Genomic DNA, 16,250 nt, shown 5'->3' on the forward strand with positions numbered 1-16,250 from the left:
AGGAATTGACTTATGTCAAAAACAAATTTACAATTAGAAGAACTTAAAAAGGTTTATGGTAAAATAAGTCCTTTTGAATTTAAAAACAAATTAATAGACCTAGCAAAGGACAAAAAAAGTGCTCGTTCTCTTTTAGATGCAGGAAGAGGAAATCCTAACTGGACAGCTTCCACTCCAAGAGATGCCTACTTTACATTTGGTCATTTTGCAGTATCAGAGACAAGACATACTTTTTGTAAGGGTGACTTAGCAGGTATGCCTACAAAAAAAGGTATTTATAATAGATTTTTAGATTATGTAAAAAACAATCCAAATTCTCCTGGAATAGATTTATTAAGTAAAATAATAGATTTCGGAGTAAAAGAAAAGAATTTTCATGGAGATGATTTTGTATATGAACTTGCAGATGCAATCATAGGGGATAACTATCCATTTCCAGATAGAATGCTTCCTCACATTGAATCTATAGTTCATGACTATTTAATAAAAGAACTTTGCTACTTACCTCCTTCAAAAAATTTCAAACTTTTTGCTGTAGAGGGCGCAACAGCTGCCATGTGTTATATATTTGATTCACTTATAGCTAATAAACTTCTTGAAAAAGGAGATAAAATAGCTATAATGACACCTATTTTTACTCCTTATCTAGAAATTCCTATGATTCCTAGATATGATTTAGAAAGTGTTTATATTCATGCTAATGAAATAACTGAAAATGGAGTTCACACTTGGCAATATCCAGAAGAAGAACTAAACAAATTAAAAGATACCTCAATTAAAGCCTTATTTTTAGTTAATCCAAGTAATCCACCATCAGTTGCTATTCATGATAATAGTAAAAAAATACTTAAAAATATAGTTGAAAAATATAATAAAAACCTTATGATAATATCTGATGATGTTTATGGAACTTTTGTTAATAATTTTCAATCACTTGTGGCTGACTTTCCTAAAAATTCAATAGGAGTTTATTCATTTTCTAAATATTTTGGAGTTACAGGATGGAGACTTGGAGTACTTGCACTTTATGAAGATAATATATTTGATGAACTAATTAAGGAACTTCCTAATGATAAAAAAGAGCTTGTAAATAAAAGATATGAGTCTCTTTCAACTAATCCAGAAAAAATAAAGTTTATAGATAGAATTGTTGCAGATAGTCGTCAAGTTGCCCTTAATCATACAGCTGGGCTTTCAACTCCTCAGCAGGTTCAAATGGCATTCTTCTCAGCATTCTCTCTTATAGATAGAGAAGATATTTACAAAAATCAAACCATAAATATATGTCATAGACGTCAAAAATTATTATTTGATGGTCTTGGAATAAAAGTAGAAGAAGATCCATATGACGCAGCTTACTATGCAGAATTTGATTTACTTCAATGGGCATTAAATAACTATGGTGAAGATTTTGCTAAATACTTAAAAGGTAATTTCAAACCAGTTGATGTATTATATAAACTTGCAGAAGAATCTTCAATAGTTCTACTAAGTGGTGGTGGATTCCAAGGACCTGAGTGGTCAGTTAGAATTTCTTTAGCCAATTTAGAGGATGAAGCTTACTCAAAAATAGGAACTGTCTTAAGAAAAATATTAGAAGGCTTCGTAACATCATGGAAAAGTTCATTAAAATAAATTTTTTTGGTTATGTTTTAAGAGAGTGTTGATTTTAGATACCTCTTCTTAACCATCACTGGTTTAAAATAGAGACAAATTTTTAAATATATACTAAAAATACAATGTAATCATGAAGAGAGAATTATTAAATAAGATTTATTAAAATTCTCTCCATGATTACTTAAATTCTAAAAGATATTACATCTTCATCATTTTATTCATATATTTGTCATATGCCTTATCACATTTCTCTTTCATTTCCATAAGATCATAGTCTTTAATATAATTGTTTACCATGTCCATATACATTTCTTTCATGCCTTCCATGCATTTTTTGTAATTCTTCATAAACTTTTCTTTGCACTCTTCTAAAGTGGTATTCTCTTCATACATATCCATAGCATAGCAATGCATTTTCTTATTCAATTTCATACATTTTTGCATCATATATTCTTTTATTTCATCCATATTTTCGTCTTTAGCATCCATATCATCTATAATGTCCATGCACATTTCCATAAGCTCTTTTCCAAGTTCATTTAAATTGTCCATATACATGTTCATCATTTCTAATTTCTTTTCACATATTTTTTTTATTTCTTCTTTGTCCATTCCAATATACATTTTATAGTTATCTTTCTCTTTCATGAACATATCATAGCAATTTTTCATATGAAATTCCATCATCTGATCATGTAATAAATTTTTCTCTTTTTCACAAACCTCTCTTAATCCATCTATAACTTCATCTTCATCTTCATCTTTTCTATTTATGTGCTTTCTAGCTGACTTCTCCATATATTTCATCATCTTATCCATACATTTCATTGCACAATCAATAAGATGTTTTTTTAGTTCTTCATAAGTCATGTCTTGCATATCATAGCTTTTAGCTAAATCCATGTTAAGTTCTTCCATAAGCTCCATGCATTTATCCATACAATCTTTATAAATTGAATAAATAGTATTTTTGCTTACATCATTTTTCTTTAAGTAACATATACATTTTTCTATACAATTTACCATACAATTATGAACACATTTCATAGTTTTTTGGTTCATGTATATTTTAAACATGCATTTAAGATCATTATCTTCCATATCTTCTTGCATCATATCATAATTTTTATATTTATCCATTTTGAAATATCCTTGATGTGATCCACACATTGGACACTTCATTGGTGCTGATTTACTAGTTATCATATAGCAACACTTAGTACAACTCCAATTAACATCCATTTCAGATTCATACATAGTTCCATCAACTATTTTTTTATGAATCTCTTCTAACTCTCTATGGTGTTTTTTCATAACTTTATGAAGCTCTTTATAAAAGTCTGCTATTTCATCAAAGCCTTCTTCCCTAGCAGTTTTCTCATACTCTTTATACATATCATTGCAACTACACATCATAGCCATTTTTAAATTATCTTCTGTATCTCCAATATTACCTAAAAAACCCTCATACATTCTTTTTATATATTGATATTCACAGCTTTCCATTTCTCCAAACATATGAGCTATACAGTTATATTTATCCTTTTCAGCTCTTTTACTATACATTTTATATTTACCCATTGCTCTACAAGCCTCTGCAAATGACTTATATAAATTTATTTCAGTTTTACTGCCTTTTAATCCTTTCATAACATCCTCTTAAATAATTAATAACTAATTATAAAATATTCAAAAGAAACAATATATGACACTATTTATTTAAACTCTTTTACTTATCACTCAATTTTTCCATTCTATACCCAATTTCTTTATTAGAAAGTTCATATCCTTCTTCAATCATTTCTTCTCTGCTTTTACCTTTACCTAATAATGTATCTAAGGTTAATTGATTTCTATACTTAAAATATTTATCAAGAAGCATTTCTTCAATTTCTCTTTGATTTGCTAAAGTATAATCATGAAGTATATGCTTAACCTGAAAACCTTCTTTATCAAGCTCCCTTCCAACAAGGATAGCTCTATGACACCTTATAGGTTCTTGCATAGCACCTAAAAGTACAATTTTATACCCCATATCTATACCCTTTTTAAGTCTTTCTATACCATATCTAAAGGTTTCCTCTTTTATTACTTTTCTAAAATCTGCATATCCTTCCTTATTATAAGAAATCTTTGTTTCTCTTTTAGCTGCAAATTCCTTTGCCATATATATGTATGTAAAACCTAAATTTCTTAAGGTCTTTTGAATAGTTTCTTTATTATATTGCACATTATATTTAGAATATGGAATTCCTCTTATGTCTATAACACAATTTATATTATATTTTTTCATCATATCAACTAATCTTTCCACACTATAATTTGAATGACCTAAGGTATATATTTCCACTAAAAATTCACCTCACTTTATTTTTCTTATTTTTAAATCTCTCCTAATATAAAAATTCTTATTATATAAATTAATTATACAACTTTATTTTTATAATAGTTTTATTAAGTTAAAATATTATAAAAGTAAAAGCTTATAGGAAAACTCCTATAAGCTTTTATTTGTATTTAAATTAAAGTGATGCAAAGTTTTTAAATCTTTCTCTTACTTTTTCTTCACCCATTATTTGCATTATTGTATAAAGGTCTGGAGTGTTACTTCTATGAGTTAAAGCCGCTCTTACAGCCCCTGCAACATCTGAAACCATTCCTTTGTATTCTTCTGGGTTCTTTTTATATTTCTTTCTATCAGTTGCATATCCTAACTGAGTAGCAACTTCTTTTAAGTCTGAGAACCAAGTATCTTTATCTGTGTTGAAGTTATAAGCTTTTTCGTAAGCTTCTATTATTCTCTTAGCTTCTTCTAATTCTAAAGTCTTTGGTAATTCAACATTTTCAGCCTTTTCTTCATTGAATAACTCATCAAAGAAGTAGAATATTTTTTCTTTAACATCTTCCCATTTAGCAAAGTCTTTTCTTGGTTTTGGACCTTCTTTATCTATGTTGAATACTTCTTTCATCATAGCTTCTTTAGAAGTTACTAAATCATACATTTCCTTGTCATATTCTTTAGCCCAGTTTATGTAGTATTCGTAAACTTTATCTGCTTTCATTTTACAAATAACATCTTTACTTACGTCATTTAATTTAATTAAGTCAAATAAAGCTCCACTCTTACTCATTTTATTTAATTCTACTTTATAATCATGATAATCAGCATCTGGATTTTCTGCTCTCCACTCTTCGAAAGCTGAGTTTATTATATTTAATAAGTACTCTATTACTGATTGAGCTGGGTATCCTTTTTCACTGTAGTAACTTACAGCACTTTCTGGATCTTTTCTCTTAGAAAGTTTTCTCTTAGAACTTCCATCCATTTTCATTATTGTAGGGATATGAGCATACTTTGGTGCTTCAACTCCTAAAACTTCAAACATTTGAAGGTGTATTGGAAGTGATGATAACCACTCTTCTCCTCTTATAACGTGAGTAGTTCTCATTAATGTATCATCTATAGCGTGTGCAAAGTGATATGTTGGAAGTCCATCACCTTTTATAATTACTACATCTTGAAGGTTTTCTGGGAATGAAACTTCTCCCTTTATCATATCTTCAGCAACAACTCTTTTTTCAGGATTTCCAGGTGATTTCATTCTTATAACATAGCTTTCGCCAGCTTCTATTTTCTTTATAGCTTCCTCTGGTGATAAATCTCTATATTTAGCAAATTCTCCATAACATCCTGGAGTTAATTTTTCAGCAACTTGCTTTTCTCTTAAAGCTTCTAATTCTTCTGAAGTCATAAAGCATGGATAAGCTAATCCTTTTCTTAAAAGATCTTTAACAAAAGCTCTGTATATATCAGCTCTTTGACTTTGTTTATATGGTGCATAAGCGCCTTTTTCTGTAGTTTCTCCAGTTATACCTTCATCAAAATCCATTCCAAAGTTATGCATAGTTTTTATAGTGTCATCTATAGCACCAGCTACTTCCCTCTTTTGATCTGTATCTTCTATTCTTAAGTAGAATATTCCACCACTTTGGTGAGCTAATCTTTCATTTATTAAGGAAGCAAAAACTCCTCCTATATGTTGGAAGCCAGTTGGACTTGGTGCATATCTTAATACCTTAGCACCTTCTTTTAAATCTCTTTTTGGATATTTTTCGAAATAATATTCCGGTGTCTTATCTATATTAGGGAATATTAAGTTAGCTAAATTTTCATAACTCATTGTTTTCACTTTCCTTTCTGAATTTATATAAAAAAAAGTCCCTCGTCCTATAAAATTAGGACGAAAGACTTAACTTCCGCGTTACCACCTAAATTAGTTAGTCTTTAAACTAACTCACTCAAAATTTCTTAAGGGAAATCATCCCTAGACCTACTCCTTAAAATAAGATTTTCAGTCTAAAGCTCCAAAGCTTCTTTCCATAAGATTATATTTTAGGCTCTCACCATCCCTAATTCGCTTTGAAATAATTACTTACGTACTCTTCTTTATCACAGCTTAAATAATATTATATTTTAAACATAACAAAGTATATTATAACAGATTCTTTAAAGTTGTAAACAGAAATCTTACCCTTAGATAAATTTCAAACTTTAACTTTATTATATCATATTTGTTTTTAATTAAAACTTTTTAAAATTACATTACTTATAAATTAACTAAGCTTTTTTTATAAAACTTAAGTTTTTTTTAGATGTAATCTTTAATTTAAGTAGTAAACCCCACCTGAAACTTTATTTGTTATAATATATAAAGTTATTTATAATACAAAAATATGCTTTCTATTCCTATTGGATATTCAAGAATAACATTTAAAACTAAGAACTCCTACTTGTCAATAATTTTACTTATTCTTAGTATTGATCTTCATGGACAATATTTTCATCATACTCTGTTATATGATGTTTAAATTCATCTGGATGTCCTACTGCAATCATAGCCATTGGGTGAATATTACTTGGAATATTGAATATATCTCTAACAATACCCATTAAATCTTTATGAGGATATGCCACAATCCACACTCCTCCAAGTCCTAATAGTTCAGTTTCTAAAAGCATGTTCTCAACAGCAGCTGAACAATCCTGAATATAATATCCTTCTTTAGGTTGTTTTTCACTATTAGCACATATTGCTATGCAAAGTGGAGCTTCTTTAACCATTTTAGCATGTGGATGTTTTGAGGCAATTTCATCTAAAATTTCTCTATTAGTTGTGAAAACAAATTCCCACGGATCTTTATTTTCAGCAGATGGTGCAGCCATCCCAGCTCTCAAAATCCTTTTTATATTCTCCTCACTTACCTCCTCACTTTTATAACTTCTTATACTATTTCTTTTAAATATTGTATCCATTTCTTTTCCTCCTTAATGAATCAATATATTATGTTATTAATATTGGTAAATGAGTTCTTATTTATGTATTCTAAGTTAAAACTCTACTTCTAATATCATTTTGCACCCAATGAAAATTAGAGGAATTTATTTTAAATAACCATATCTTTAGTAAAATGCTTAATGTATTAGAATAATCCTCCACATTTTTACTTAATTCTCTATTATATATAACCCTATTAAGTATATCTTCATGTATTTTTAATTCTTCTAAAGGATACTTTTCTAAATCATCCTTCACATAGTTTTCTTCTTCTTTATAAAACCAAGTCCAAAGTATATATTCATATTCATTTAAATCTTTTAAAACTTCCTCCTCACAAACATATTCCTTAAGATTCCAAAGAGGAAGAATTGAATTTCCAAAAAGATAATTTCTAGCAAATTCATTGCATTTTTCTTTTAAAAGCCAAATAAACATATTTTGCATAGAAAACTCTTTATCTTTATTTAAAACAAGATAATTTAGTATGCTATCTTTTCCTAAAGAATCCTTTGTTAAACTCTCTAAAAAATAAATTATTAAAGGAGCCTTTGTATAATGAAGAAACTCTAATTTTCCATGACTTTTTATACTTATCTCTTCCATTGGAATTATTTTAAATCTATTTGGCTCTTTTAATGTCATATAAATATATCTTGTGTAGAGCTTACTTATCTCTCTATTAAAATCTATCTTTAGTTTTTCTTTTAAATCTTCACTTAAACTTTCAAGTGCTAAAAGTTCATAATAAGTTGCAAGTCCCTCTGTAAGCCATAGATTTGGAGGGAGATGATATGTTCTTGAAGAAAGCTTAGAATCCATAAATGCATGAAACATTCTATGAGATAAAAGCTGCCAATCCCTCTTATTATCCTTATTAAAGGAAGCACATATAATATTTTTTCCACTTCCACCTAATATGTTTTTATTATCTTTTTTACTTTTTCCAAGAAAAATTATGGTAAGAGCTTTTTCTTCTTCACATTTAAATAAACCTTTATAATAATCATACAATTTACTTATGTTTTCAAAAATTTCATTTTCATTACAAGTATTATTTATAATCCTATTTTCTCTATAGAGTTTTAATCCAAAATCTCCCTTACTTTTTCTTAAATTAAAAAATCCAAAAGTATAAGGAGATTTCATAAGTTCATATAAATCACTCCAGATAGGATTTAAAAGATTTATCTTAAAATCCTCTTCTTTAAAAGGAATTATATTATAAAATCTGATTTTAGACTTTAAGTTATTACTATTATCTTTTTCTAAATTCTTATATGTATTACATCTTTCCAGCGATGAATAACTAATCTTACTAAGAAACCTTAATTCTTTTAAGTCAGAAATTTTATTTTTACTGATATGCTCATTACTTATACCTAGCTTTCTCAACTCTTCATGAAAACTCTCTTTGAAACCAGTAAAATCAATAGTTATTTTACATTTTGAATCTTTTGAATCACCTAAAGCAAGTAGTTCCACAGGAAGCATCAAAAACTGTTCTCCCATAAAGATTATTAAATCAGAATTTAATTCTCCAAGCCTTCCATGTTTGCCAAGCCCCCCTATTTTAAGTGAATACCAAAAGCTAATTTTATCACTTTTTCCTTCTATATAAATAAAATTAGCATCACTAAATATTTCTTCCTGGCTTTTTATTTCTTCTAAATTTACTTTCCCTTTATAAAGCTTTAAATTGCTTAAAACATCTTCTCCATAAATATCTAATTTAACATTTAGTAAGTCCTCTCTTATTTTATCTCTATTAACCTTAAAACTTATCTCTTTATATCTCATTTCTTTTCTCCATAAACTAAAATATGTTTATTAACTTTCTAAATTTTTAACCACATCTCCATCTTTACTTATATAAAGCTTTAATAAAGGTTCAAATATGCCCTCTTTTTCCATACTCTTTAAATAAATATTGCTTTTATAATAAACTTTTCCATTCATTTCTTTTTGCCCTTCAAACTTAACTTCTATATCATCATTATTAATAGAAACCTCATAATTTTTAGCTATATTTTCAATTGTTTCTCTCTCTTCATTACTTAAATTAACCTTTGTTATTATTCCTTCTATAGAGCTTAAAGTTTCCCCTGTTTCACTTTTTAAAACATCACCATTTTTATTTATAAGAATTTTATCAACTACTCCCGTTAAATCCTCTCCTTTAGCACTTTTTGAGTACAGAGTTACCTGATAATATTTATCATTACCTATTTCTTTAAATCCATCAATATTAGCCCCTAAATCTAATAATGCATTCTTATCTTCATATTTTATGGCATATGTTTTTAAAACTTCTTTTTCTCCCTCACTTAGTTTATCTTCTGATTTTTTAGAATCTTCATCTTTATTTTTTAATGCCTCATGACTATTTAGTGACTTAATATTTTTTAACTCTTTTTTGTTTTCATCCTTATTAAAATTAACTTTATCTAAATTATTTTTACTATTCTCTTTTGTTTTATCTTCTTTATTATTAAAATCACCCTTTGAATTTCCCTTAGAGTTTTCAATATCTTCAAGTTTTTTATGTGCTTCAGTAAGATTTTCTCCCTCTTTTTCTGAATTATTTACTTGATTATTGTAAACTTTATTTTCAAAGGTTGCTCCTTTTACATAGGATTCATTCACATTTGTATAAGCCAAGGCCCCTCCTAAGGTTATAGAAAGAACCAATACCCCTCCAATTACTCTTTTTTTCACATTAAACACTCCATTTCATCTTATCTTATGTATATTATTCCCAACACGTCAATTTTATAATCTTTATTTGAAATTTTGACTATATATTTCTAATATTTAGGATTATTATACTTCTTCTTAATAAAATCTTCATTACATTTTATTAACAAAGTGGTTAAATACTAATAATTATTCACTCTAATTAAATTTAAGATAAAAATAAAAAAGTGTACTGTTAGATAGGCAAATATATTATATACTCGTTCTTTATAACTGTATACTTTCAATCTTATCCTCTGTATACCTTATCTAATTTTATGAAGTTGTCCACATAATTTTCATATGCATAAATAGGATTATCAAACTTCTTTCCAATCCTCAGATACTTTTCCCTATTTTAGATTACTCATAGTAACCCTCCTCTACTTTCTCCGTAAATTCTCTTATAATATTTTCTAAGACTTCTGTAGCTTTCATATCAGACATGACACACACTTTCAAAAATCTGTCCTTTATTTCAAGTGTATTTCTTAATCATATAACTTCAATTTTAACTTTTTTCTCATATTTCTTTTTAATCTCATTTTCAATTAATATTTACGTTAGACCATACGAGATAACAATAGTAACCATAAAAAATGCTAAAAAACAAAAATACACTGTTGACTAACCGTGTACCTTTGAAATAACTATGTAAACTAAAAAATATACGTGTAATTAACCCTGTATTTACACATATATTTTCTAAATAAAAATGTAATTTTATTGTATAACTTTAAGGGTGTATTCTTATTATCTTCCCAGTTTTATTATCCCTCTCTACTATTAATGGACATCTTTTACCATTAATAGTTTGATATGCGGTAATTGTATCTGTTTTTTTTACGCTATTAAAAAAATCTGCTATATCTTGTGGAAGCTCTTCTAATTTCGGAATAGATAATTTATAAATGAGTGTATTTCCCCTTTTTTGCATAATAAAATCTTCAAAGTAATAATCTTCTATTCTAGCTATATCACTCATATTTCCAAGTTCAATAATTCCATTACTTTTATTTAACATCTTTAAGAAATTTTTATTTTTTGTGTTTAAAACAATTCTTATTTCACTTTGATTGGAAAATTTAATATCTTTCGTAAATAACTCCGTAGGCATTGAACTTTCTATAAAAAACTCTTCATCTTTATCAACATATTCTACTGGTGCATAAAATATTTCCTCAGGTTTAAGTCCATTGCTTATAAAATAATTAATAAACCTTCTTCTAAATTCCATTGGATTATTAATAATTATTAATGCTGGTCTTTCCTCTTCTGAACAATTTTTATAAGTTTCTTTGTCTAAACTTTTTGCAAAATCTTTAAAATAACTCTTTTTAATTTTTCCACTAGGATATTTCTCTCCATCTTCTCCTTTAGACATATGTGTAAACATATTATCATTTAATCCAAAGAAACAACAAGTAGGTAGATTTAATACATCTTGACTCTTAAAATGTATATGACCATTTCTTGAATCTATCATTTCTATGGTATTACTTCGTGATAATCTATAAAGTTTAGACTTTCGTATATAATCTTGCTTCATTATAGATGCAATAGATGCAAAAGATCCCTCTAATAAATCACCTCGTCCACTCCCCTCTTTTTCCCATGCTTCAATCCACTCCTGTGGGTTGCCAAATTTTAATTTTCCAGAATCTAAAAAGTCTTGAGCATACTTTTTGTTTGTAAAACATTTTAATAACATAATAGTTTTAAAATCATTTGCCAACTATACTTCCTCCTCTTAAAACTTTATTATATATTAATCACACTTTTACCTAAAAAAGCTAAATGAAAGTTATTCACTTAGCTTTTTTAGAATTAAGAATATACTTTTACTATCTTGTCAGAATTTGATGACTTTATTACTAAACACTCATCAAATTCATCATAGTCCATTTCATTATATGAAGTTGAATACCTTCCATAAAGTCCTTTTGAATTAAAATTTACAATACCAACATCTTCCCAGTCTATATTTATGTTATAAAATTCTGTTCCATTAGATATGCTTACTGGAATACTGTAAAATGCTTCATCCTTTCAGTTATTTTGTAATTTAATTATATATTACCACTAAATGTATTTAAAGTCTTTTTATATAGAAAAAATTTGAATCTTGACTATAACAACTCCTAAAACCATTATAAATTTCAACTTTTGCACAATTTTTCTTTGATATAAATTTGATCATCATTTTAACTGAAATTATCAATCATAACCACCCGTAAAAAGGTCAATATATTCTTTTAAGCTTATTTGTTCATATGCTATCTTCCTGTATTTTATTTTTAATATATTCTTCTATCGCCTTTTTATTTCTTCCAATTGTATCAACATAGTACACTTTGCACCAAAATTATTTATTCCAATACTTATATTTTAAAGTTGCAATTTTTTATTTTAAAAAATATTATTAAACAAAAAAAGTTGATAAGTTTTTTTAAATAACTTATCAACTTTACTCCATATTATTTTAAACTGTTAAACTAATATTTCTTCTTTTTCTTTCATAAACTCACTTATTGCATAGGCAATTCCATCTTCTTTATTTGATAAAGTTATGTAATCAGCTATTTCTTTTAATTCATACACTACATTTCCAATAGCAATACCTAATCAAACATATTTCACCATGGAAGAATCATTTTTATCATCACCAAAGGCCATAACTTCACCCATTTAATATTCTAAGTGAGAAAGTACTGTTTCTAAAGCCTTTACCTTATCTATTCCTTTTGCAGTAAATTCAAAGAAGAAATCAAGTGTAAACATACAACTTAACTTTTCTTTAAATGGCTCAATCATTTCTTTATAGTTAGCTTTTAAATATTCTGTATCACCAGCAGTTAAAACCTTGTTTAATGGAAAATCTGCAAAAATTGCTAAATCATCTTTTTGAAATAGTTTAAACTTACAATTACGAGCTTCATATTAAATAAAACATCATCGGTTTCACAATCTATTACTTTTGATCCATTAAATTAAACTAGTTAATGTTCCATCTACATCTAATACTATTACTTTATATTTGTTCATTTTTTACACCTGTTAATCTTTTCAATCTCCATCTTTTAAATAAAGATATACAAGTTTTATTGTATTTTCTAAAGCATTATAGTGTGTTCTCTCCATGCCATGAGAAGCTGCAACCCCAGGTCCAATAAGAGCTCCACGTATGTTATTTCCACCTCTCAATGCAGCCCCAACATCTGAGCCATATCTTGGATAAATATCAACAGCATAACTTAAATTATTTTCCTTAGCAAGATTTATAAGTTTTGAGGTCATGTTATAATCATAAGGTCCACCTGAATCCTTAGCACAGATTGAAACATCTAACTCAGTACAAGTTAAATCATCTCCAATACATCCCATATCAACGGCAATCATTTCTGTTATATCCTCTGGAATATAGGCTGCACCATGTCCAACCTCCTCATAAACTGATATAAATATTTTAGTTTTATATTTAGGTTTTTCTCCTAATCTGTTAAACATTTCTAATAATCCAATTAAGGCTGCCACACTTCCCTTATCATCAATAAATCTTGATTTTAAGAATCCACTTTCAGTAACTGTTGTCTTAGGGTCTATGAATATAAAATCTCCAACACCTATGCCTAAATTTAATACATCCTCTTTAGATTTAACAACTTCATCAATTCTAATCTCCATATTTTTAGTATCTCTTATCTTACTTGATGCATCATCATAAACATGAATTGATGCACTAGTACTTAAAAAAGTACCTGTGTATTCTCTTCCATCTCTTGTTCTAATTTTACAGTATTCAGAATCTAAGGTTGGAACTATAGGTCCTCCTATAAGTTCAAACTTTAAAGTCCCATTTCCTGTTATTGATCTTACCATAGCCCCTAAGGTGTCAACATGGGCAGATAATCCAATAACCTTGTCTTCACACTCTCCAGGAATTTCTATTATTCCACACCCTTTATTGGTACGAGTTAAATTGTATCCAAGATTCTTTACTCTTCTCTCTATATCCTCCATAATTTCAAAGCAAAATCCACTTGGACTATTAAAACTTAATATTTCCTTTGCAGTATTTAGCACGAATTCTTTATTTACCTTCATAAAAAATCACCTCTTCTTTTAAGGATTATTATACCATATTTATTTTATAAAATATCCAAAAACCTCCTAATTATATGCAATATCATATTACTTCTCAAAAATTTTGAAAACAATTTATATAAAAATTAAAAGAGTTAAGTTTAAAACTTGATAGTAAATTATTTAAAATATATAATTATTTAGAATAGGATTAGAGGTGTTTTAAATGAATGAAAATATATTAGAAGAATGTACCCTTTGCAACAGAAATTGCAAGGTTAATAGATATGAAAAGCTTGGAGTTTGCATGGCAGGCTCTAAGGTTAAAATAGCAAGAGCTAAGTTACATATGTGGGAAGAACCTCCTATAACTTTCAAAAATGGATCAGGCACAGTTTTCTTTTCCCATTGCAATTTAAAATGTGTATTTTGCCAAAACCATGAAATAAGTCAAGAATTTAAGGGTTTAGAGGTTTCTATAGAAAGACTTTCTGAAATATTTTTAGAACTTCAAGAAAAGGGAGCGGAAAACATAAATCTTGTAACTCCTACCCACTACGTTCCTCAAATAAAAGAGGGTTTAGATATGGCTAAGAAAAATGGGCTTAATATTCCTATTTTATATAATACAAATGGATATGATACCCTAGAAACCATAAAATCTTTAGATGGATATATAGATGTTTATCTTCCTGACTTTAAATATTTTAAAGATGACTACGCCTTAAAGTATTCAAAGATTAAAAATTATAAGGATAATTTAATTCCCATTCTTCATGAAATGTTTAGACAAGTTGGAAAACCAGTATTCTCAAAGGATGGAAAACTTCTAAAAGGCATGGTCATAAGGCATCTTATGTTACCTGGACTTTTATTTGATTCAAAAAAGGTTATAGACACAATATATAAAAACTTTGGTGATAATGTATTCATAAGCATAATGAATCAATACACTCCAATGCATAAAGCTTGTGAATATAAAGAGATAAATAAACCTTTAAACCCCAAACATTATGATTCTTTAATAGAGTATGCAGCTTTCTTAGGAATAAAAAATGCATTCATACAAGAAAGTGGAACAAATACCACAGCTTATGTTCCCTCTTTCGAATTTCAAGGAGTTATGAAATCTTAATAACCTTGTAATTTATTCATTTTTTCTCAACACGTTAATACAATTAAACTAAAGTGTGAACTGTCCCAATTAAGTAGATGTTATTTTAAAAAGGTCTTGGTCTCTACGCTGCACACCTAAATTCAATTGGTGTGTGATTATTTAATTTTATTTCAATTGAATATTTTCTGTTTTTTATAGCCATAAAAATAATCCCTTTAAAGTAGCTTTTAACAGTTTTTTTATTATATCTACTTTAAAGGGTGCATTTAAATTTTCTTAAATCTAAAATTTTTTAGCTAATTCCAAGGCTTTTTTATTAGCATTTTCTTTTATTTCATCTGCTTTATCAGGTGTAGCTGCCAAACCTTCAATTATTATACTTTCAAAATCTTTAACTCCAATAAAACTAAGTATTGATTTTAGATAACTATCTGCGTGTGCAAAATTAGATGCTGGTCTAACAGTATAAACTCCACCACTTGCATGAATGTGGATAGCTTTTTTATTTTCTAATAATCCAACAGGACCTTCTGGTGTATATTTAAAAGTTTTTCCAGCTACAACTATAGTATCTAAATAAGCTTTTAACATTGCAGGCAATCCTAAATTCCACATTGGCGTTACAAATATATATTTATCAGCTTCAATAAATTGCTGCGTAAACTCACTAAATTTATTTAACTTCTCTTGTTCTTCTTTGCTTAAGTTATTGAAATCAACACCATTTGCAATTTTATCCCAAATTTTTAACATTTCTCTATCTATTAGAGGTATATTTTCATCATAAACTTCTATTTCTTTTATTTGATCATTTGGATTTAATCTCTTATATTCATTCAAGAAATTTCTTCCCACTTGTAAACTAAATGATTTTGATTCTTCTTTTGGGTTTGATGTAATATATAATACTTTTTTCATATTTTTATCCTCTTTTCTATTTTTTAAATTTTATAAATATTTCTAATTATATCTACTTACTCCTCACAAAATTATCTCTAATTAGTGATATTATAGTAAAAAAATTTAGTTTCATTTATGCTTTCTTCATTTCTAATATAATAAAATGTGATTTTTCTTTTGCTTTTATCGAGATATTTTCTTCTACAATTTCTAATGCATCTTTTGCATCTAATTCTATATTGTTTATAAGAGAGCTACCTTCTATTTGCATTAAATATGCCTGTCTTTTTGGATTCACTTCAAAATCAATTGAATTTCCTTCATCTAAAGCTAGAACATATATATTAACATCTTGATTTATTTTAATAGGTGCATTACCATTTTTCCCTGAAACTATATTTAACCATTTATTCTCTCTTAAGTCCCAATCAAACTCATAATCACCATAATTAGGTTTATAT

General features: G+C 27.5%; 12 protein-coding genes, 2 pseudogenes and 1 other annotated feature. Of the genes and pseudogenes, 2 read left to right on the forward strand and 12 right to left on the reverse strand.

The window, feature by feature from the left end; genetic code table 11:
* The first annotated feature begins 12 nt into the window (after window positions 1–12).
* The gene (gene aspD, locus Q1K13_RS07735; protein ID WP_300349129.1) at window positions 13–1,635 is read left to right on the forward strand and encodes an aspartate 4-decarboxylase; all 1,623 of its coding nucleotides are present in this window, start codon (window positions 13–15) and stop codon (window positions 1,633–1,635) included.
* Between the two features lie 180 nt (window positions 1,636–1,815).
* Here the strand turns inward: aspD and Q1K13_RS07740 are convergent, their stop codons facing one another.
* The 10 genes and pseudogenes from Q1K13_RS07740 to Q1K13_RS07785 form a co-directional block, all read right to left on the reverse strand.
* Window positions 1,816–3,267, reverse strand: a complete 1,452-nt coding sequence (locus Q1K13_RS07740) for a rubrerythrin family protein (RefSeq protein WP_300349132.1) — start codon at window positions 3,265–3,267, stop codon at window positions 1,816–1,818.
* 79 nt (window positions 3,268–3,346) lie between these two features.
* Window positions 3,347–3,967 (reverse strand): DUF488 domain-containing protein, encoded by a 621-nt coding sequence (locus tag Q1K13_RS07745; RefSeq protein WP_300349135.1) that lies wholly within the window; start codon window positions 3,965–3,967, stop codon window positions 3,347–3,349.
* Window positions 3,968–4,139: 172 nt separating this feature from the next.
* Window positions 4,140–5,798: a glutamate--tRNA ligase gene (gene gltX / locus Q1K13_RS07750; RefSeq protein WP_300349138.1), complete on the reverse strand. Its 1,659-nt coding sequence runs from the start codon at window positions 5,796–5,798 to the stop codon at window positions 4,140–4,142.
* Between the two features lie 53 nt (window positions 5,799–5,851).
* Window positions 5,852–6,080 (reverse strand) — a binding site (T-box leader).
* A gap of 350 nt (window positions 6,081–6,430) precedes the next feature.
* On the reverse strand, window positions 6,431–6,931 hold the full coding sequence (locus Q1K13_RS07755) for a nitroreductase family protein (protein ID WP_300349141.1): 501 nt from the start codon (window positions 6,929–6,931) through the stop codon (window positions 6,431–6,433).
* Between the two features lie 70 nt (window positions 6,932–7,001).
* Entirely contained in the window at window positions 7,002–8,753 is a 1,752-nt protein-coding gene (locus Q1K13_RS07760) for a hypothetical protein (protein ID WP_300349144.1), read from the reverse strand.
* Window positions 8,754–8,783: 30 nt separating this feature from the next.
* Window positions 8,784–9,671 (reverse strand): hypothetical protein, encoded by an 888-nt coding sequence (locus tag Q1K13_RS07765; protein ID WP_300349146.1) that lies wholly within the window; start codon window positions 9,669–9,671, stop codon window positions 8,784–8,786.
* A gap of 754 nt (window positions 9,672–10,425) precedes the next feature.
* Window positions 10,426–11,424 carry a hypothetical protein gene (locus tag Q1K13_RS07770; protein ID WP_300349148.1) on the reverse strand — a complete coding sequence of 333 codons (999 nt, stop codon included), beginning with the start codon at window positions 11,422–11,424 and terminating at the stop codon, window positions 10,426–10,428.
* 482 nt (window positions 11,425–11,906) lie between these two features.
* Window positions 11,907–12,087: pseudogene (locus tag Q1K13_RS07775) on the reverse strand (transposase); the annotation flags it as partial.
* A 92-nt stretch (window positions 12,088–12,179) separates the two neighbouring features.
* Window positions 12,180–12,611, reverse strand: a pseudogene (locus Q1K13_RS07780) (HAD hydrolase family protein); the annotation flags it as partial.
* A 144-nt stretch (window positions 12,612–12,755) separates the two neighbouring features.
* Window positions 12,756–13,793, reverse strand: a complete 1,038-nt coding sequence (locus Q1K13_RS07785) for a M42 family metallopeptidase (RefSeq protein WP_300349150.1) — start codon at window positions 13,791–13,793, stop codon at window positions 12,756–12,758.
* Window positions 13,794–13,998: 205 nt separating this feature from the next.
* On the opposite strand from Q1K13_RS07785, the gene Q1K13_RS07790 reads away from it, so the two are divergent.
* The gene (locus Q1K13_RS07790; protein WP_300349152.1) at window positions 13,999–14,907 is read left to right on the forward strand and encodes a radical SAM protein; all 909 of its coding nucleotides are present in this window, start codon (window positions 13,999–14,001) and stop codon (window positions 14,905–14,907) included.
* Between the two features lie 264 nt (window positions 14,908–15,171).
* Here the strand turns inward: Q1K13_RS07790 and Q1K13_RS07795 are convergent, their stop codons facing one another.
* Window positions 15,172–15,807, reverse strand: a complete 636-nt coding sequence (locus Q1K13_RS07795) for an FMN-dependent NADH-azoreductase (protein WP_300349154.1) — start codon at window positions 15,805–15,807, stop codon at window positions 15,172–15,174.
* Between the two features lie 115 nt (window positions 15,808–15,922).
* Window positions 15,923–16,250, reverse strand: a 328-nt coding sequence (locus tag Q1K13_RS07800; RefSeq protein ID WP_498038039.1) for a pirin family protein, incomplete at its 5' end; no start/stop codon positions are given.

This window comes from Clostridium sp. (assembly GCF_029267215.1).
In the GTDB taxonomy this organism is placed as follows: Bacteria; Bacillota; Clostridia; order Clostridiales; family Clostridiaceae; genus Sarcina.